Raw genomic sequence first — 18,857 nt, 5'->3', positions numbered from 1 at the left:
CTCGTGCGCAGCGAATTTTCTTACTAAAAAAGGGGGTATTGGTCCAGTGAAATCCTCCCCTAAAGCGATAGGCACCGTTAGGCGACAGCCAATGGATGATCGTCCTTGCAGTGAGGCCGTCGCCGCGGTCGGCGCGCAACTTCTGCGGTCCGGTCGCCGCGCGGATCGGTCGGGCCGCGCCCTGCGCCGGGATTCGATCCTGGACGCGCTACCTGATCGTGCTACCTGATGGCTTTAACGCTATAGTGCGAACGGTGCGGCCCGTCCGGACCGCGCGAACGCCGAGGTTTTTCCTGACCGATGCTGTCCTCCCGCTCCAAGACGCCGGCCCCGCCAGAGTCGCCCGCGCCCGCCATCCCCAACAAGCGCGCCATCATCTCCCGCCGCAAGCTGTCGGGGGAGCTTGAGGATCTGGTCGCCGAGCACGGCACCGGCGACAAGCTGCGCCCGGCGCTGATCGCCTGCCTGCGCAAGTCGCTGGCCGAGGGCAGGGCGGAGGTGCGGCGGCGCTTCGATGCCGGCGGATCGGGCGAGCAGTGCGTGCGGGAGAACTGCTACCTCGCCGACCGCGTGGTCGGCACGCTGGCCGACTTCACCGTCCGCTTCATCTTCCCCACCGCCAACCCGACGTCGGGCGAGGTGTTCGACGTGGTGGCCACCGGCGGCTACGGCCGCGGCGAGCTGGCGCCCTTCTCCGACATCGACCTGCTGTTCCTGCTGCCCTACAAGCGCACGCCGCGGGTGGAGCAGGTGGTCGAATACATGCTCTACATCCTGTGGGATCTCGGGCTGAAGGTCGGCCATGCCGTGCGCAGCATCGACGAGTGCATCCGCCAGTCCAAGGCCGACGTCACCATCCGCACGGCGATCCTCGAATCCCGCTATCTCTGGGGGCCGGGCAAGCTGTTCGCCGAGCTGCGCAAGCGCTACGACAAGGAGGTCGTCGCAGGATCCGGTCCCGAATTCGTCGAGGCCAAGCTGGCCGAGCGCGACAACCGCCACCTGAAGATGGGCGACAGCCGCTATGTGCTGGAACCCAACCTGAAGGACGGCAAGGGCGGTTTGCGCGATCTCCAGACCCTGTTCTGGATCGCCAAGTATCTCTACCGGGTCGAGGGGGTGGACGAGCTGGTCGGCAAGCATGTGCTGACGCCGGAGGAGGCGCAGCGCTTCGCCAAGGCGCAGAACTTCCTGTGGACCGCGCGCTGCCACCTGCATTACCTGACCGGCCGTCTGGAAGACCGCCTGACCTTCGACGTCCAGACCAGCATCGGTGCCGCCATGGGCTACACCGACCATGCCGGCACCAAGGGCGTCGAGCGCTTCATGAAGCATTACTTCCTGGTCGCCAAGGATGTCGGCGACCTGACGCGCATCTTCTGCGCCGCACTCGAAGCGGAATCGAAGCGCCCGCCCAAGTTCAACCTGCTGCGCCTGGCCTCGGTCGCAAGGCGCAAGGACGTGGACGGCTTCATCGTCGACGGCGAGCGGCTGAACGCCCGCAGCGACAAGCAGTTCAAGGAGCAGCCGATCGACATGATCCGGCTGTTCCACACCGCGCAGATGAACGACATCGACATCCACCCGGCCGCACTCCGGTCGATCACCCGGTCGTTGTCGGCCATCGGCCCGAAGCTGCGCAACGATCCGGATGCCAACCGGCTCTTCCTCGACATCCTGACCGGGCCGAAGGATCCGGAGATCACGCTGCGCCGGATGAACGAGGCCGGGGTGATGGCCCGCTTCATCCCCGACTTCGGCCGGGTCGTCGCGCAGATGCAGTATGACATGTACCATGTCTATACGGTCGACGAGCACACGCTGTTCGCTCTCGGCATCCTGCACAAGATCGCGTCCGGCGATCATGCCGACGAGCTGCCGCTGTCCACCGAGGTGATCCACAAGGTGGTGTCGAAGCGGGCGCTCTATGTCGCCGTGCTGCTGCACGACATCGCCAAGGGCCGCGGCGGCGACCATTCGGTGCTGGGCGCCCGCGTCGCCGAGAAGCTCTGCCCGCGCCTGGGATTGACGGCGGAGGAGACGGAGACGGTGGCGTGGCTGGTGCGCTGGCACCTCGCCATGTCGCACACCGCCTTCAAGCGCGACCTGGAGGACGACAAGACCGTCCGTGACTTCGTGGCGCTGGTCCAGTCGCCGGAGCGCCTGCGCCTGCTGCTGGTGCTGACGGTCGCCGACATCCGCGCGGTGGGCCCGCAGCGCTGGAACAACTGGAAGGCCACGCTTCTCCGCGAACTCTACAACCGCTCCGAAGAGCTGATGTCCGGCGGCATGACGGTGGAGGGCCGCGGCCGGCGCATCCAGGCCGCCCAGGCTGCCCTGCGTGCCGAGCTGACCGACTTCGACGAGGCGGCGTTCGAGCATCACAAGGGGCTGGGCTATCCCGGCTACTGGCTGGCCTTCGACACCGACACGCTGGCCCATCAGGCCCGCATCGTCCGCGAGGCGGAGCGGGCGCAGCGGCCGCTGACGGTGGAGACCCGCGTCGACCGCGGACGGGCGGTGACGGAGGTGACGATCTACGCCACCGACCACAGCGGCCTGTTTTCCCGCCTCGCCGGGGCGCTGGCCGCCTGCGGCGCCGACATCGTCGATGCCCGCATCTTCACCATGACCAACGGCATGGCGCTCGACGTCTTCTCGGTGCAGGACGCCGCCGGCGGCGGCGCCTTCGAGAGCGGCGACAAGCTCGCCAAGCTGTCGGTGATGATCGAGAAGGTGCTGTCGGGCCAGTTGAAGCCGCTGAACGAGCTGTCGACCCGCCGCACGCCCCATGCCAGCCGCACCCGTGTCTTCCATGTGCCGCCGCGCGTGCTGATCGACAACAACGCCTCGACCACCCACACGGTGATCGAGGTGAACGGCCGCGACCGTCCCGGCCTGCTCTACGACCTGACCCGTGCCCTGTCGAACCTGACCCTGCAGATCAGCTCGGCCAAGGTCTCGACCTTCGGCGAGAAGGCCATCGACGTCTTCTATGTGAAGGACGTCTTCGGCCTGAAGGTGACGCATGACGGCAAGCTGTCCAAGATCAAGGAACGGCTGCTGAGCGCACTCGACGACCCCACCGGCGACGCTCCCCCGCCCGCGACGGTGAAGCGCACGCGGACGAAGGTGACGGGGGCGTAAAACACACCCTCTCCCTCGGAGCGGTAACCCTCTCCCCCCCGGGGAGAGGGCTGGGTGAGGGGAAGCCACATGCCGAACCTCCCCCGAAGTCCCGCCGCGCACCCCCCTCACCCTGACCCTCTCCCTGGGGGGAGAGGGGACGGACCCCCGGAAACAGCCGTCTACGGCGCCATGAACACGCTGGCGTGCTTGCCGGCTTCGCCGCTGCCCAGATCCTTGGCGATCACCGCCACGTCGGTCGACCCGGACTTCACCGCCGCCGCCGGCACCTTCACGAACACCCGGAAGGTCGCCACCGAATCCGCCTCCGCGGTCAGCGTCAGGCTGCCGCCGCTGCCGGCCGCTTCATAGCCGGCCACCGACAGATGCGCATCGCGCAAGCCCTCGAAACTCACCGCATAGCTGCGGGCGATGTGCGTCTTGTTCAGCACCTTGATGGTATAGGCGTTCTGCACCGACCCGTCCGACAGCATGACGAACAGCGGCGCCCGGTCGCGCAGCACGCTGACGTCCAGCGTCGGCCGCAGCATCAGCGCGATGCCCATGGCGCACAGCACGATCAGCATGATCAGCGAGTAGATCACCGTGCGCGGCCGCACCAGCTTCACCCGCTCCGGCTTGCCGTCGATCTTGGCGATCTGGTTCGACTGGGTGTCGAAGCGCACGAGATCGATGGGCCGGCCGATCTGCCGCATCACGTCGTTGCAGGCATCGACGCACAGGCCGCAGCCGATGCAGGAGATCTGCTGTCCCTCGCGGATGTCGGTGCCGGTCGGGCAGACATGGACGCACTGCTTGCAGTCGATGCAGTCGCCCAGGCCCGCCGCCTGCCGGTCGTCCCAGCTCTGCGACTTGCGCAGCGGCGCCCGGCCTTCGCCGCGCCAGTCCTCATAGGTGACGAGGAAGGTGTCCTCGTCCACCATCGCCGACTGGAAGCTGCGCCACGGGCAGACATAGATGCAGATCTGCTCGCGCGCCCAGCCGGCGAAGAAATATGTCGTGAAGCTGAACAGCGCGATGAAGGTCGCCACCCCGCTGGTGATCTGCCCGTGCAGCAGCTCGCCCATCAGCGTCGGCGCGTCGTTGAAATAGAACACCCAGGCGCCGCCGGTCAGCAGCGAGATGCCGACCCACGCCGCATGCTTGGCGGTCTTGCGCGCCAGCTTGGCCCCGGTCATCGGCGCCTTGTCCAGCCGGATGCGGGTGGTGCGCGGGCCTTCGATCTTGCGCTCCACCCACATGAACAGGTCGGTCCACACCGTCTGCGGGCAGGCATAGCCGCACCAGATGCGCCCGGCCAGCGTGGTGGCGAAGAAGATGCCGAAGGCGCCGAGGATCAGGAGGCCTGTCAGGTAATAGACCTCCTGCGGCCAGATCTCGATCCACAGGAAATAGGCGCGGCGCCCGACCATGTCGATCAGCACCGCCTGGTCCGGGATGCCCGGCCCGCGTTCCCAGCGCAGCCAGGGCGTGATGTAGTAGACCGCCAGCAGGACGATCAGCACCGCCCATTTCAGCTGCCGGAAGCGGCCCTTCACGTCGGCGGCATAGACCTTGGGCCGGTTGATGAACCAGTGGCGTCCCGGCTCCTCATGCGGCTCGGCATGGGAGGACGCGGCCGGTTTGCCGGCAGGGTCCGGGCGGCGGGTGAGGGTGGTGTCTTCTTGGCGAAGGGACATGGCATCTTTCCTCGGCCGTCAGCGGCACGGGTGGCGTCAGCGTCGTCCCTTCTCCATAAGACTTCCGTGATGGAGCCGCATTGCGCAATGTCAATCCGGCCCGCTTAATCTGGCGAACGCCCGCTTGAACCCGACGCATCGGCGATGCCGGCAAGATCGACACGGATTTCACGGATTAAAAACGGATTTCACGGAACCTCCCCGGTTCAGCGCGCTCCATATCCGGACATTCCCTCCCAAGGAGCGGCCCGATCCGTGTAATCCGTGTCAAAATCCGTGTGAATCGTTGCCCGCGGCGACACGGCTCTGCGGTCGGGCGACCGCCCTTCCGCCTCACACCGTCTGCCCGCGCAGCTCCGCCAGCCCGTCGTGATAGGCGCGGTCGAACAGCGCTTCCAGCCGGGCGTCGGTGCCGCGCAGGCCGGCGACCACCGCATGGGCCCATTCAAAATACTCGACCTTGCGCGACAGCGGCCAGTCGGCGGGCGGGCTGTGCGCCATGGAGCGCAGGTTCGACACCTTGTCGGCGAGCTTCACCAGCTTGGCGCGGGTCGAGGCCTTGGGGGCGGCGTCGATCTGGTGCTGCTTGCGCTCGGCCTTCGACATGCGCTTGTCGTCGGTGGTCTCGGCGACGACCTGCACCACCTCGGTGCCGAACAGCTGCTCGATCTCCTCATAGCTGGCGTCGGTGTCCTCCAGCGTGTCGTGCAGCAGCGCCGCAATCACCACGACGGAATCCTTGCCCGCCGTCGCCTCCGCCACCAGCAGGGCGACCTCCGACAGATGGTTGACGTAGGGCTCGGCGCGCACGCCCTTGCGGCGCTGGTCGATGTGCTTGTGCGCGGCGAAATCCAGCGCGCGGGCGAAATCGAGGAGGGGAGCGCCTGGCAAGGAGGAATTTGGCAATGAGGCGTTTGGCAAGGTCATGCTGTTCTCTCGGCTGGGGCATTGCTTTACTCTCCGCCCCGGGAACTCCCGATGCCGAAGGACCGCGCCCATGTTCACGTCATTCTTCTTCGATCTGCGCAAGGCCGGCGTGCCCGTCTCGCTGACGGAGTACCTGACGCTCATGGAGGCCATGAAGCAGGGCACCGCGTCCTTCCGCGTCGAGGATTTCTATTATCTCAGTCGTGCATGCTTGGTTAAGGACGAACGCAACCTCGACCGCTTCGACCGCGTCTTCGGCGCCACCTTCAAGGGCCTGACCGACGACACCCCGGCCGCCGACGAGGTCCCCGTCACCGACCTGCCGGAGGAGTGGCTGCGCAAGCTGGCCGAACGCTTCCTGACCGACGAGGAGAAGGCGCAGGTCGCAGCACTCGGCGGCTGGGACAAGTTGATGGAGACGCTGGCCCAGCGTCTGGCCGAGCAGAAGGGCCGGCACCAGGGCGGATCGAAATGGATCGGCACCGCCGGCACCTCACCCTTCGGCGCCTACGGCTACAATCCGGAGGGCGTGCGCATCGGCCAGCACGAGAGCCGCCACCGCCGCGCCGTCAAGGTGTGGGACCGCCGCGAGTTCAGGAATCTCGACGACCGGGTGGAGATCGGCACCCGCAACATCAAGGTGGCGCTGCGCCGCCTGCGCAAGTTCGCCCGCAGCGGGGCGGCCAGCGAGCTGGACCTGCCCGGCACCATCCGCGCCACCGCCAACAACGCCGGCTGGCTCGACCTGAAGATGGTCCCGGAGCGGCACAACACGATCAAGGTGCTGCTGTTCCTCGACATCGGCGGTTCGATGGACGACCACATCCGCCTCGTGGAGGAGCTGTTCTCCGCCGCCCGCAGCGAGTTCAAGCATCTGGAGCACTTCTACTTCCACAACTGCGTCTATGAGGGCGTCTGGCGCGACAACGCCCGCCGCCACACCGAGCGCCTGTCCACCTGGGACGTGCTGCACACCTATCCCGCCGACTACAAGCTGGTCTTCGTCGGCGACGCCGCCATGAGCCCCTACGAGATCGTCTATCCCGGCGGCAGCGTCGAGCATTGGAACGAGGAGGCCGGACAGGTGTGGATGCAGCGCCTGCTGTCGGTCTACGCCAAGGCGGTATGGCTGAACCCGACCGCGCCGCAATATTGGGACTACTCGGAAAGCACCCGCCTGCTCCAGCGCCTGATGGGAGGACGCATGTTCCCACTGACGCTGGAGGGGCTGGACGGGGCTATGCGGGAGTTGGGGAGGTGAGAGGGAATCTCCAATAGATTAGAACAACTTTTTCTGCTCTTCTCCTTGGCTTATATCCGGTGCGCTCTTGCCGCTTTGGGGCATGGCCATTCCCATTTGTTCCTGCTCCTTAGTGTCGCTGCTTTCATTTTTTTCTATCTCTTGGGGTGGGGTTAATAGATATTTTCTCCCTATTTCGACGAAATCCGCGAAAATTCCGATAATAGACTTCGCGTCTTTGCTTAGCTCTAAAAGAGCTTTGGGTTCAGATCCGAAGGCTTTGTTGTCGAGCTCTCTTGCTACACTGAATAGCATTGCGGCGTTCTGTTCTCTGGAAAATGTCTCGGCAATTATTTCTGCCCTTATTCCTTCAAAAATTCCATGTATGCCATCCCTTGCTTGCTTTGCTATGACTCTGCCATTCTCTACGCCACGAGATATAATATTCAATACCGTCTCTATACTTTTTTGCGTGCGAGCGTCTCCCGCATCTCCATAAGTCACACCTTTAAGGATAGAGTTGTAACGAACGTGATGGTCCTCATAGATTACTCTTTCTAATGCTGAATCTAGTGCAATGCATCCGATAGCAGCTGACAAGAATGCACAGCGTATAGCCTGCTCTCTATGATGAGGTCTTGTTTCCGCACGTTCAGAAAAAAAACGGAAAGAAGACATCGCTTTATTAAAAGCGGGAAATCCATGAAGGCTTGCTAAGGACGATTTAGCGTCAGAGATACGTTTTAGCCAATCTCCATCCTGCTTGTGAGACTGATAAGTCTGAATGTTTTCGATGAATTGTTCAAGGGTAAGCCGACCTTTTGTCTCAATTCCCCTCTCAAGTTTTTCGAGAAAACCCTTATTTAGTATGGAAACTTTTTGTTGTTGTGCGAATTGGACAACTTTTGGATTGCAGTCGGTTGTGGCAACAATAGCCCGATCACACCCAAGAGCTATCTGCATGCCCTTGGTCCACAATATTCTCTCAAAAGCCTTTGGAGACTTTTTGTCTTTAGCATCAACTATGATCTTTGTACGGACGCTTGCTGATTGCCGACTATAAAGCCATACATCAATGTCCGTAACTTCTTCTTCATCATAACGGTAAGAAACGCTACGAAGAGCAAAGAAACCCTGTCGCGAGAAATAGGCGCGGACCAGCTCTTCGAGATCACTTCCTTTCCTTATAGCCATTTTACCCTTCACTCCTTAGCCGGTCGAGCGCCTCTGCTACGAATTTTTTATCATTTGCAGTATTCTTTGGTCTGATAGACGTTCTCACGTCATGTGGACCTCTAAACCCACTTGCTGCCACTCCACCCAATAAAAGTGCTCCCTGTGCTGCGCCTGTTCCCCGAATAATTGATAGAGCTAGTTCACCAACATCTTTCTTAAGAAGCTTCATGGTGTACCGATCGTTGCTGCGCTTAGTAACCTTTACCACTTGCCGCGCTTCAAGTTCGTGATAATCTTCCCCTATAGCCTTTACACCATTTTTCCCGATTTCTCTTCCATCAATTAGTGCGCTTAGCAGAGCGTCAGGCATCGTGATGGAGCCACGCAAATATGTGCTTCGAGTCCTTCCGTATGTTAGAGATGCCAAGAGAGCTTTTGCATCGTCTATTGGATCCTCTTCAAACGGTCTACCAAATCTTTGAAAGTCGTTGGGGGAAGTTATATATCCTACAGATTCATCGCTATTGCTAACTTCAAGACGATCAAAAAATCCAACGCTAAGCAACCTTCTAAAAAGATCTGCTCCAATTACGTCTTCCACGGTAGACTCATGCAGCGCACCTTCCTTCGCTAACCTTTCCTGTATCTCGCTTAATGTGGCAGCATCTGATTTAGGAAGCCCTTGAATTATCAAGTATGTTTTACGTGCATAACTGCCATCTCTAAAAGTATTTGAATTAAAAAGGATAGATTTATCTCGATCTTTTTCTTCATCGATAATTGCGCTTAATTTGCAAAGATCCACTAAGTTACTTAAGCTATCCTTTCTTATCTTAAAAGAATCTCCGATGTATTCTTCTGCTTCTATTCTTGCAACTGGTCGCTCAGAGACTTTGTTTGATAACTCTAAGACTGCCTCTTCATCAGTGGTTGGGGATGAGCTTGCAAAAATTTCAGCAGTAACTTCTAATACAGCGGTGCTGTTAGCACCAAGAACGCAAACAGAGCCATCACCTGATACATCGATTCGGCCCATGTCCTTTAGAATTTTGAGACCAGTTTCACGTGTTGATCGGTCAATTCCATTTAACTGACATGCTCTCAGCACTGCATCTTTATTGATGGTCGGTGAGATCGCATCCGGCATATTCCTTCTAATTAGATTGTAAAGGCGCCCGATTTTTCCGGAATAGGATATATTTTCTAAGCGAGCCGCCCCCTCACCCGTTACAAGATCGAGGCTTTTAGATTGAGACAGAATCCAGGCGCCTTTGGTTTTCTTATCCATTTCTGCACACACGTATACCATTAGTGGATGATCGCCATAGAGTAACGGCGTATATGGCGTTGTCAATCCGCCTGCAATCTCGCATATGATCGTCGATAGGATGACTGTATCAACCTTGTGCCTGTGCCCGAAAATATGCTGCCCGCGACTTCTCCATGCCCGCATCACAGCGTCGCCGCGCATCTCACCCAGTGGAAGGCAGAATCAAACCAAAATATGAAAATTATCCTATCATAATCCGCAAAACGCCGCTGAAATAGGAGCGTCCACCCACCGCCCCCAGGAGACGCCCCATGCCCGACTGCCTGTCCCCCACCGCCCACCCCGCCGACCGCTTCCCCCGCTGGGCCGAGGAGCCGCCGGTTCCGCCCGAAGGCTCGCTCGTCCCCGGTTCGCGCTTCCACGAGGAACAGTGGGTGATGGCCGCCGGCATGCTGGCGCGCGGCGCGTCCTTCCAGCAGGTCGCCCGCGCCATGGGGTGCAGCCGCACCACGCTGTGGCGGGCCTATTACGGCTCGCAGGCCTTCCGCCATCGCGTCTGGTGGGAGCGGCAGGCGCTGAACCGGGAGTCGGAGCTTCGGCTCGGCTCGCTGCGCGCCCTGGTGACCGAGCAGATCGAGCGGCTGGTCTCCGCCGGCGATCCCTCCACCGTGCGCTGGCTGGCCGAGCGGCTCGGCCTGTTCAGGGACTTCGACGATCTTGCTGCCCGGCAGACCGCCGACAAGCAAGCGGCCGACAAGCAGGCCGCCGCCCGGCAGGACCAGTCGGCGCCCCCGGCCACTGCCGCTGAAGTCGCCGCCCCGCTCCCCGGTCTCGACGACGACAGCATCCCCGGCGCGATCCGCGAGCATACCCCGCCCGACCCCAAGGTGATCGCCGCCATCGTCGCCCGTCCGGAGGCGGAAGGGCCGAAGGGGGCCTATCCCTGGACCTTCAACCCCGACGATCCCTATCCCAATCTCGGCTCGGCCCTGGAGCGCCAGGGCGGGGCAGGGGCGTTTCCCCGCCGCCGCTGAGCGGATGCGACAGTGGAACGCCGCCCGGAAAGCGGTTCACGGCGTTTCACACGTTCCATCCGCCCCAAACCGCAACCCCAGACCGCCGGCTCACACCGCCGCCTGTTCGATCAGCCGGTTCGCCAGCGTCACCTTCTGCGCCAGCGTGGTCGCCAGGATGCGGTGCAGGACCAGCGCCAGTTCCGGATCCTCGCGCTCCAGCCGGGCGAGCGTCGCCGCGGTCAGCCGGTGGATGGTGGCGGGGGTTTCCACCACCACGTCGGCGCCGCGGGTCTGGCCAAGCAACAGGGCGATCTCGCCCACCACCGCCCCGGCGGTCATGGTGCGCAGGCGCAGGCTGCGGCCGTCGGGCAGGGCGATCTGCACCTTCACCCGGCCGCGCCCGATGATGAAGACGTCGCTGGCCGCCTCGCCGGCGCGGATCAGCACCTCGTCCGGCTCCAGATGCAGGGTGTCCAGCGCCGCCACCGCATCGGCCAGCCGCGGGTGCGGCCCGGTCATCGCCTCCAGATGGCGCAGCAGCGGCGCGTCGGCTCCGCCGCCATCCGCGCTACTCTGGGCCAGCAGCGCCTCCTCGCAGGATTCCAGCGCATGGTCGAGGTCGGGGGCGCGGCGCAGCACCGGGTCGCGGTCGGGATCCAGGCCGCAGCTGCGGAAGGCGTCCTCCACCGCGTCGGGCAGGGCGCTCAGCACCAGCGTGGCGCCGGCCGCCCCGATCAGGTTGCGGATGCGGCGGAACACCCCGGCGGCGGCCGAATCCATGCCCTTGATGTGGCGGAAGTCGATGATCAGGAAGCGCAGAGGCTGCGCACCGGCCTGTCCGCCCATCTGCCCGCCCGCCCGCTCCAGCCGGTCGCGCACCGGCCCGACGATCTGCTCGGCGGTGCCGAAGAACAGATAGCCCTGCAACTGCATCGCCTCGATGGCCGCACCGGCGCCGGTCAGATGCAGGCTGGCCGCCGGGCTGCGGTCGACCCGGCTGCGCAGCTCCGCCCCGCTGTGCCGGCCGCGGATCACCGGCAGCCGGGAATAGCTGTAGACGAACATCGCCAGCGACACCGCCAGACCCAGCGCCAACCCCTCCATGAAGCCGATCCCGGCAATCGCCAGCACCACGGCCAGCACGATCAGCCACTCCGTCCGCGGCAGCCGGCGGCGCGCGTCGATCAGCCACTCCTGCAACAGCTCGACGCCGAGGAACAGGATCAGCCCGGCGGTCAGGAACACCGGCGTCACCGACACCAGCCACCCCGCGACGAACAGCCCGCCGAGGATCACCGCCGCGGTCGCCAGCCCGGCGCCGCGTCCGCTGGCGCCCATCCGCCCGGCCAGCAGCGTCATGCCCAGCCCGACATAGCCGGACGGACCGCCCAGCGCGCCCGCCAGCAAATTGGCCGCCCCGGTGCTGCGCAGCTCGGCGTCGGCGTCGATGTCGCGGCCCTGCGCCGATTCCCCCTGCGCCAGCTCGATCCCGCTGACATTCAGCAGAAGGCCCAGCATGCCCAGCACCGCGACCGAGACCATCGCCGGCAGCGCCGCCGCCACCCGGCCCCAATCGGCCAGCGCCAGAACCTCCGTTGGCACCGGCAGGCTGAACCCGCCGCCGCCGGCCACGCCGGGCAGCCAGCCCCAGCCGCGCGCCTGCTCCGCCGTCACCCCCAGCAGGGGCAGCCCGGCATGGAAGGCCAGCGCCGCGGCCAGCAGGACCAGCGGCATGGCGAAGGGGCTGTCGCTGCGCCGCATCGCCAGCACCAGCAGTCCGGCCAGCCCGACCGCCGCCGCCGCGGTGACCGCCACCATCGGTGCCGCCAGTCCGGCGATGCCGGCGCCCAGCCCATGGCGTCCGCTGACCATCGCCAGCGCGCCTTCCACCAGAAGCCAGCCCGACCCGGCGAGGAATCCTGCCACCACCGGGTGGGGAAAGAAGCGCACCAGCCGCCCCAGCCGAAGCCGTCCCACACTCCAGAACAGCAGCCCGGTCACCAGCGTGCTGCCGCCCAGGATGGCGAAGGCGGTGGCGATCCTCACCCCCTCCGGCGCATCCTCCAGCCCGGCGGCCATGGTGGCGACGGTGGAGGCCAGGATGGCGACGCCGGTCTCCTGCACCAGCGCGACGGAATTCGGCTGCGTGCTGCGCAGGGAGACCAGCAGCGCCAGGATGGCGGCGCTCAGCAGCACCACGCCGACCCCGGCGCCCAGCCCGGCCGCCAGCGGCCCGGTGAACAGCAGTGCTGCAATCGCCAGCCCGTTGCCCAGATTGTCGATACCCGCGATCAGCCCGATCATCGCCGATGCGATCAGGCTCCGGCCGGGGTTTGGAACGGGGCCAGTGGAGGGCTTCCGAATGGGGGAGTCGCTCATGATGTCGCGTTCGGTCCGGCTGGTCGGGCGGGTCTTGCGCAAAACGCTGCGTCACGGCGGCGCTTCGCCGTCACGGTTGCAGCAATGAGCGGAATTCCGCGGCACAGGCAAGCAATAAGCGGTGATGAATTGTGCTGCGCCACCCTGCATTGCGCCAGCCGCTTCGTCCCCTGTCGATTCAGGGCCCTCCGTTCCGGCCGCATCCGGGCGGGGCGGCATATGTTTATGCGTGTGCCATCGTTGCAAAAATCAATTATCAGGAATCATATCTCCCGATATAGGACGTTACGGAGGGAGTATTTCATGAAACATGCATATTTGTTTGGCCTGTTGATGCCCTTGGCGCTGGGTGACGCCTCAGGCGCGCTGGCCGCCACCGCCGCGAAGGACGGTGCGGAGCCGGCCGGCGAAGCCATCGGCAATCCGCCGCTGCTGACCAATTCCGAATCGCCGCGCGTCGGCTCTCTCCTGATGCGCCAGCCGCAGGCGACCGCCCGTCCGCACACCGGGCAGGCGCGCAATTACGACCTGTTCGTGTCCTTCACCGACGGCTATATCCGCAACCCGGCCCAGGGCCGTCCCGACGCCGTGCGGCTGCGCAGCTACCGCGGCACCAACGTCGATCCCAACCATCCCTATGTCGCCCCGACCATCGAAGCGACGCCGGGCGATACGGTGCGCATCAAGCTGCACAACCAGCTGCCGGCCGATCCCAACTGCACCGACCAGCCGGCGGCGGACATCAACAAGCCGCACTGCTTCAATGGCACCAACCTGCACAGCCACGGCGTCTGGGTCAGCCCGACCGGCAACAGCGACAATGTGCTGATCTCGCTCAATCCGGGCGTCGATTTTGAATATGAGTACAACATTCCGGCCGATCATCCGGCCGGCACCTTCTGGTATCACCCGCACCGCCACGGCTCGACCGCCCTCCAGGTCGGCAGCGGCATGGCCGGCGCGCTGATCATCCGCGGCGACCGTCCGCCGACGCGCGAGGCGAACGGCGATCTCGACACCCTGCTGACCAGCCCCAAAGGCGTGGCGATGACCGACCGGGTCCTGCTGTTCGAGCAGATCCCCTATGCCTGCACCAAGGACGGCAAGCTGAAGATCAACGCCGACGGCTCCATCGACTGGAGCTGCGCGCCGGGCGAGGTGGGCGAGGTCGTGTCCTACGACCAGTTCGGTCCGGGCACCTGGGAGCAGTCCGGGCGCTTCACCACCGTCAACGGCCGCGTCCGTCCGATGTTCGCCAACGCCAGGACCGGCGAGCCGGAACGCTGGCGCCTGATCCATGGCGGCGTCCGCTCCCCCATCACGGTGGAGTTCCGCAAGCTCGACCCGACCGGCTTCTTCCAGAGCGAGAAGACCCTGTCGGCCGCCGGCCAGGACCGCTTCGCCAAGGAGCGCTGCGTCGGGCAGCCGGTGCCCTACATCCTCGCGGCCTCCGACGGGCTGACCATGGAGGAAGGGCAGGTGCGCACCAGCGTGCCGATGCAGCCGGGCTACCGCGACGATCTGCTGGTCAACTTCCCCGAACCCGGCATCTACTGCGTCATCAACAAGCCGTCCGCCGCCAATGCCAGCCCCGACCAGACCGCCACCTCCACCGGCGTGCTCGGCTTCGTCCGGGTGAAGGGCGACCGCGTCGTCAAGGATCCGGTGAAGGAGACCATCCGCCGGCTGACGGTCAACGCGACCAAATACGCGCCCTCGGTCGCCAAGGAGGTCATCGACGGGCTGACCGCCCGCTGCTTCGCCAAGACGATGGCCGACACCCCCTATTGCCCGCGCTTCTCGAAGTTCACTGCCCACCGGCCGATCACCGAGCATGAGGTGATGCACCAGCCCAAACAGGAGCTGACCTTCTTCATCAACCTGCCGCCGGACGGGGGCAAGCGCACCAACCCGCTGTTCCAGGTCGCCGACAGCTTCGAGGTGGTTGAGAATCCTGACGGCACCTACGGCCCGAAGGGGGCCGCCGCCTACCGGCCGGACCTGGACAACCGGCCGGTGGTGCTGGGCACCGCCCAGCAGTGGGAACTGGCCTCCTACTTCGTCAGCCATCCCTTCCACATTCACGTCAACCCGTTCCAGATCGTCTCGGTCATCGGTCCCGACGGGCGCGACGTCAGCGAGCCCGGGTCCGGCGACCCGGACTATGCCGGCATGAAGGGGGTGTGGAAGGACACCATCTGGGTGAAGAGCGACAACAGCAGCGCGCTGACCTCCACCGAGCCGCCGAAGGGCGTCTACAAGGTGACGGTCCGCACCCGCTACGAGCGCTTCATCGGCGCGTATGTGCTGCACTGCCACATCCTCGACCATGAGGACCAGGGCATGATGCAGAATGTCAGCATCGGCGTGCCCGATGGCCGCGGCGGCGTCGCCGGGGCGCATCACTGACCGGACGCGCGCACTCCCCGCTTCGGCAAAGCCCGGAGCGGGGAGTGCGCCCCACCCGATGCTGCGATCCGCCGCTGCCTCCAACCATTGAAAAAGGCCCCTGTTTGCGTCTACGGTCGCGCGTCCCCTTGGAGTGAGTGCATGCGCGATATCACCCCCGTCACGGTCGCACGCGGCGACGGCATCGGCTCGGAGATCATGGATGCCGTGCTTTATGTGATGAACGCGGCCGGCGCGCGTCTGAAGGTGGAAGAGGTTCCGGCCGGCGAGGCCGTCTACAAGCGGGGGCATCCCGGCGGGCTGGATGCCGCCGGCTGGGGCTCGATCCGCCGCACGCGGGTCTTCCTGAAGGGCCCGATCACCATGCCCCAGGGATACGGCAACAAGTCGCTGAACGTCGTCGCCCGCACCACGCTGGGCCTGTTCGCCAATGTCCGACCCTGCGTCTCCTACCACCCCTATGTGCGGACCCGGCACCCGCGCATGGACGTGGTCATCATCCGCGAGAACGAGGAGGACCTCTACGCCGGCATCGAGCATCGCCAGACCGACGACGTGATCCAGTCGGTCAAGCTGATCTCGCGGCCGGGGTCGGAGCGCATCGTCCGCTACGCCTTCGACTTCGCCCGCTCCAACCACCGGCAAAAGGTGACGGCCTTCGTCAAGGACAACGTCATGAAGATGACGGACGGGCTGTTCCTGAAGATCTTCTACGAGATCGCGGCCGATTATCCGGAGATCAAGGCCGACCACATGATCGTCGACATCGGCGCCGCCCGTCTGGCCGACCAGCCGGAGCGCTTCGACGTCATCGTCACCCTGAACCTCTACGGCGACATCGTCTCCGACATCGCCGCCCAGCTGACCGGCTCGGTCGGGCTGGCCGGTTCCGCCAACATCGGCGAGACCTGCGCCATGTTCGAGGCGATCCACGGCTCGGCCCCGATGATCGCCGGACAGGGCATCGCCAACCCCTCGGGCCTGCTGATGGCCGCCGTGATGATGCTGGTCCATATCGGCCAGGGCGACATCGCCGCCCGCATCCACAATGCGTGGCTGAAGACCATCGAGGACGGCATCCACACCGCCGACATCTACGCCCGCGGGCTGGGCCGGGTCCGCGCCGGTACCGCCGCCTTCGCCGAAGCGGTGGTGGAGCGGCTGGGCCAGACCCCGGTCACCATGCCGCCGGTGGGCTATTCCACCGCAAGGCCGGCCTATGACGGCATCAACCGGCTGTCCCCGCGCGTCCGCGCGCTGAAGGAACTGGTCGGGGTGGACATCTTCCTGCAATGGTCCGGCGGCCTGCCCGACGATCTGGCGGAGCTGGTGCTGCCGCTGTCGACCGATGCGTTGAAGCTGACCAGCATCTCCAACCGCTCGCAACGGGTCTGGCCGGACGGCAATGCCGACGTCTTCTGCACCGATCATTGGCGCTGCCGCTTCCTGGCGCAGCACGGTCCGGTGCAGCATGGCGCCATCGTCGAGCTGCTGGGCCGCCTGGCCGAGGCCAAGATCGACTTCACCCAGACCGAGAATCTCAGCAATTTCGACGGCAAGGCCGGCTTCTCCTCGCCGGGCCAGTGATCCGATGGGCGGCGTGGGAATAAAGCGGCGGGGCAGGGCGTCATGACAGACGACGACGCCATCCCCGGACCCGACATGAGCCCGCCCGACATCGACGACCGCGCCATCGCCGCACATGTGCCGCGGCTCCGGCGTTATGCCACCGCCCTGGTGGGCAACCGGCCGGACGCCGACGATCTGGTGCAGGACTGCGTGGAGAAGGCGCTGGCCAACCGCCATGCGCTGCGTGACCCGTCGAAGCTCGGCGGCTGGCTGATGACGATCCTGCACAACCTGCACATCTCCAGCCAACGCGGCCGGCGGCGGCGCGGGGCCGAGGTGCCGGTGGAGGATCTGGCCGACGATCTGGCGCTGAGCGCCCCGCCGGCCGACCGCGGGGCGGTGCGCGATTTCGTCCGCGCCTTCGCCCAGCTCACCGACGAACACCGCACCATCCTGTTGCTGACGGGAATGGAGGGGCTGTCCTACCGCGAGGTGGCGGAGGTATTGGAACTGCCGATCGGGACGGTGATGTCGCGGCTGGCCCGGGCGCGCGAAAAATTGAGGCTCCTGCTGGACGGTGGTACCCAGCAGGTCGTCAGGAGGATCAAGTGATGAGCGGCATTAGCAATCCCGTGACCGAAGCCGAGCTGCATGCCTGGCTGGACGGCGAATTGCCGGAGGAACGGCTGGCCGCCGTCGAACGCCACCTCGCCGACCATCCGGAGGTTGCCCAGCGCTTCGAACGCTACCGTGCCCAGCGCTCCCTGTTGGGGCAGAGCTTCGGTCCGCTGATCGACCAGCCTCTGCCCGACCGCCTGACCCCGCCCTTCACCGCCCGCGACCATTCCGAAAAGCCGCTCCCGTCCCGTGGCCGTGCCGTCTGGTGGGGAACGGCGATTGCCGCCTCCCTTCTGGTGTTCCTCGCCGGCGGCGCCAGCGGCTGGGTGATGCGCGACCGCATCGGCGTGCGGGCCGAGCCGCCGACCGCCGCCTTCATCGCCGACGCCGTCGCGGCTCACCGCGTTTTCTCCGTCGAGGTCCGCCATCCGGTCGAGATCGGCGTCGAGGAGGAAGCGCATCTGGTCAACTGGCTGTCCAAGCGGCTGGGCAAGAATATGCGTTGCCCAAAAGTCACACGAGGGGGGTACCAACTGATCGGCGGCCGGCTTTTGGCCGATTCCGCTGGACCTGTTGCAATGTACATGTACGAGGATGCGGCCGGGCGTCGCATTACGTTGTATATCCGCCCCTCTCCCAACACCTCCGGTTCAGCGTTCCGGTTCGCCCAGGATGGCGGCGTCCGCGCTTTGTATTGGCAGGACAATGGGTTGGCTCTGGCCGTCGCCGGGGAAACCGATCGGGATACCCTGTCCGGCGTCGCTGAGGAGGTCTATGGCGCGCTGAATTCGTGAGTCTACCCACGGACTTATCAACAGGAATGTTGCCGCGCCCCCCTATCGTCCGCGGCCGTCATCTGGTAGCTTCCTCACCGGCTGGCACAAAATGTTGCGGCTTATGGAAAACGGCACTAGACCGTGACCTGTTTGCCACAGCATAACCGGACACCGGATCGGGAGTACTCGGGGATGAGTTGGACGGACGAGCGGATTCAACAGCTCAAGGACCTCTGGTCCCAGGGTTTGAGCGCGAGCGAGATCGCCGACATTCTGGGAGACATCACCCGCAACGCGGTCATCGGCAAGGCCCATCGACTGGGCTTGTCGGGCCGGCCGTCGCCCATCAAGAAGAAGCCGACCCGTGGCGCCACCATCCTCGCTCTGACGGAGCGGATGTGCAAATGGCCGGTCGGCGACCCCAAGCACCAGGATTTCCACTTCTGCGGCAAGACCGCCCTGCCGGGCATGCCCTATTGCGCGGAGCACGCCGCCCTGGCCTATCAGCCGGCGTCGGGCAGCAAGAAGCGTGATGAAGACCGCAACGTCGGTGCCGCCTGACAGTTCGGTAAGATACCCAACAAAAAAGCCCGCTCTCGGGAGAGAGACGGGCTTTTTTGTTGGGTGTTCGTGGGCCGGCTGGTTGCATGG

The 18,857-nt window shown here is 64.5% G+C and carries 13 protein-coding genes; 8 read left to right on the top strand and 5 right to left on the bottom strand.

Annotation, left to right across the window (positions count from 1 at the left end; all coding sequences use genetic code 11):
• Positions 1 to 300: 300 nt before the first annotated feature.
• The gene (locus TSH64_RS25800) at positions 301 to 3,147 is read left to right on the top strand and encodes a [protein-PII] uridylyltransferase (protein WP_109449414.1); all 2,847 of its coding nucleotides are present in this window, start codon (positions 301 to 303) and stop codon (positions 3,145 to 3,147) included.
• Between the two features lie 161 nt (positions 3,148 to 3,308).
• On the opposite strand, the gene ccoG is transcribed toward TSH64_RS25800, so the two are convergent.
• Both ccoG and TSH64_RS25790 read right to left on the bottom strand, forming a co-directional pair.
• Entirely contained in the window at positions 3,309 to 4,826 is a 1,518-nt protein-coding gene (gene ccoG / locus TSH64_RS25795) for a cytochrome c oxidase accessory protein CcoG (protein ID WP_109449412.1), read from the bottom strand.
• A 333-nt stretch (positions 4,827 to 5,159) separates the two neighbouring features.
• Complete coding sequence (locus TSH64_RS25790) at positions 5,160 to 5,717, bottom strand: HD domain-containing protein (RefSeq protein ID WP_247873152.1); 558 nt, start codon at positions 5,715 to 5,717, stop codon at positions 5,160 to 5,162.
• A 106-nt stretch (positions 5,718 to 5,823) separates the two neighbouring features.
• On the opposite strand from TSH64_RS25790, the gene TSH64_RS25785 reads away from it, so the two are divergent.
• Entirely contained in the window at positions 5,824 to 7,014 is a 1,191-nt protein-coding gene (locus tag TSH64_RS25785; protein ID WP_109449410.1) for a VWA domain-containing protein, read from the top strand.
• An 18-nt stretch (positions 7,015 to 7,032) separates the two neighbouring features.
• Here TSH64_RS25785 and TSH64_RS35430 read toward each other — a convergent pair whose 3' ends face one another.
• Positions 7,033 to 8,187, bottom strand: a complete 1,155-nt coding sequence (locus TSH64_RS35430) for a hypothetical protein (protein WP_146208072.1) — start codon at positions 8,185 to 8,187, stop codon at positions 7,033 to 7,035.
• 1 nt (position 8,188) lies between these two features.
• On the bottom strand, positions 8,189 to 9,457 hold the full coding sequence (locus TSH64_RS35425) for a hypothetical protein (RefSeq protein ID WP_146208071.1): 1,269 nt from the start codon (positions 9,455 to 9,457) through the stop codon (positions 8,189 to 8,191).
• A gap of 293 nt (positions 9,458 to 9,750) precedes the next feature.
• Between TSH64_RS35425 and TSH64_RS25780 the strand changes: the two genes are divergently transcribed.
• Complete coding sequence (locus tag TSH64_RS25780; RefSeq protein ID WP_109449409.1) at positions 9,751 to 10,473, top strand: hypothetical protein; 723 nt, start codon at positions 9,751 to 9,753, stop codon at positions 10,471 to 10,473.
• A 90-nt stretch (positions 10,474 to 10,563) separates the two neighbouring features.
• Here the strand turns inward: TSH64_RS25780 and TSH64_RS25775 are convergent, their stop codons facing one another.
• The gene (locus TSH64_RS25775; RefSeq protein WP_199237665.1) at positions 10,564 to 12,834 is read right to left on the bottom strand and encodes a SulP family inorganic anion transporter; all 2,271 of its coding nucleotides are present in this window, start codon (positions 12,832 to 12,834) and stop codon (positions 10,564 to 10,566) included.
• A gap of 303 nt (positions 12,835 to 13,137) precedes the next feature.
• Between TSH64_RS25775 and TSH64_RS25770 the strand changes: the two genes are divergently transcribed.
• From TSH64_RS25770 to TSH64_RS25750, 5 genes are all read left to right on the top strand, one after another.
• Positions 13,138 to 15,243 carry a multicopper oxidase family protein gene (locus tag TSH64_RS25770; protein ID WP_109449407.1) on the top strand — a complete coding sequence of 702 codons (2,106 nt, stop codon included), beginning with the start codon at positions 13,138 to 13,140 and terminating at the stop codon, positions 15,241 to 15,243.
• 141 nt (positions 15,244 to 15,384) lie between these two features.
• Complete coding sequence (locus tag TSH64_RS25765) at positions 15,385 to 16,830, top strand: NADP-dependent isocitrate dehydrogenase (RefSeq protein ID WP_109449406.1); 1,446 nt, start codon at positions 15,385 to 15,387, stop codon at positions 16,828 to 16,830.
• A gap of 42 nt (positions 16,831 to 16,872) precedes the next feature.
• On the top strand, positions 16,873 to 17,424 hold the full coding sequence (locus tag TSH64_RS25760) for an RNA polymerase sigma factor (protein ID WP_109449404.1): 552 nt from the start codon (positions 16,873 to 16,875) through the stop codon (positions 17,422 to 17,424).
• Entirely contained in the window at positions 17,424 to 18,224 is an 801-nt protein-coding gene (locus TSH64_RS25755; RefSeq protein ID WP_109449402.1) for an anti-sigma factor, read from the top strand. The genes TSH64_RS25760 and TSH64_RS25755 overlap by 1 nt, the downstream gene beginning before the upstream one ends.
• Before the next feature lie 174 nt (positions 18,225 to 18,398).
• A complete protein-coding gene (locus TSH64_RS25750) occupies positions 18,399 to 18,767 on the top strand; it encodes a GcrA family cell cycle regulator (RefSeq protein ID WP_014247983.1) in 369 nt (122 codons plus the stop codon).
• Positions 18,768 to 18,857 lie beyond the last annotated feature (90 nt).

It is taken from the genome of Azospirillum sp. TSH64, from assembly GCF_003116035.1.
Lineage (GTDB): Bacteria > Pseudomonadota > Alphaproteobacteria > Azospirillales > Azospirillaceae > Azospirillum.
This window is presented reverse-complemented; position numbering and strand designations above follow the sequence as displayed.

Coding starts and splice junctions, on each gene's coding strand:
- TSH64_RS25800 (WP_109449414.1), top strand. CDS start 301: ATGCTGTCCTCCCGCTCCAAGACGCCGGCCCCGCCAGAGTCGCCCGCG.
- ccoG (WP_109449412.1), bottom strand. CDS start 4,826: ATGTCCCTTCGCCAAGAAGACACCACCCTCACCCGCCGCCCGGACCCT.
- TSH64_RS25785 (WP_109449410.1), top strand. CDS start 5,824: ATGTTCACGTCATTCTTCTTCGATCTGCGCAAGGCCGGCGTGCCCGTC.
- TSH64_RS35430 (WP_146208072.1), bottom strand. CDS start 8,187: ATGGCTATAAGGAAAGGAAGTGATCTCGAAGAGCTGGTCCGCGCCTAT.
- TSH64_RS35425 (WP_146208071.1), bottom strand. CDS start 9,457: ATGGATAAGAAAACCAAAGGCGCCTGGATTCTGTCTCAATCTAAAAGC.
- TSH64_RS25780 (WP_109449409.1), top strand. CDS start 9,751: ATGCCCGACTGCCTGTCCCCCACCGCCCACCCCGCCGACCGCTTCCCC.
- TSH64_RS25775 (WP_199237665.1), bottom strand. CDS start 12,834: ATGAGCGACTCCCCCATTCGGAAGCCCTCCACTGGCCCCGTTCCAAAC.
- TSH64_RS25770 (WP_109449407.1), top strand. CDS start 13,138: ATGAAACATGCATATTTGTTTGGCCTGTTGATGCCCTTGGCGCTGGGT.
- TSH64_RS25765 (WP_109449406.1), top strand. CDS start 15,385: ATGCGCGATATCACCCCCGTCACGGTCGCACGCGGCGACGGCATCGGC.
- TSH64_RS25760 (WP_109449404.1), top strand. CDS start 16,873: ATGACAGACGACGACGCCATCCCCGGACCCGACATGAGCCCGCCCGAC.
- TSH64_RS25755 (WP_109449402.1), top strand. CDS start 17,424: ATGAGCGGCATTAGCAATCCCGTGACCGAAGCCGAGCTGCATGCCTGG.
- TSH64_RS25750 (WP_014247983.1), top strand. CDS start 18,399: ATGAGTTGGACGGACGAGCGGATTCAACAGCTCAAGGACCTCTGGTCC.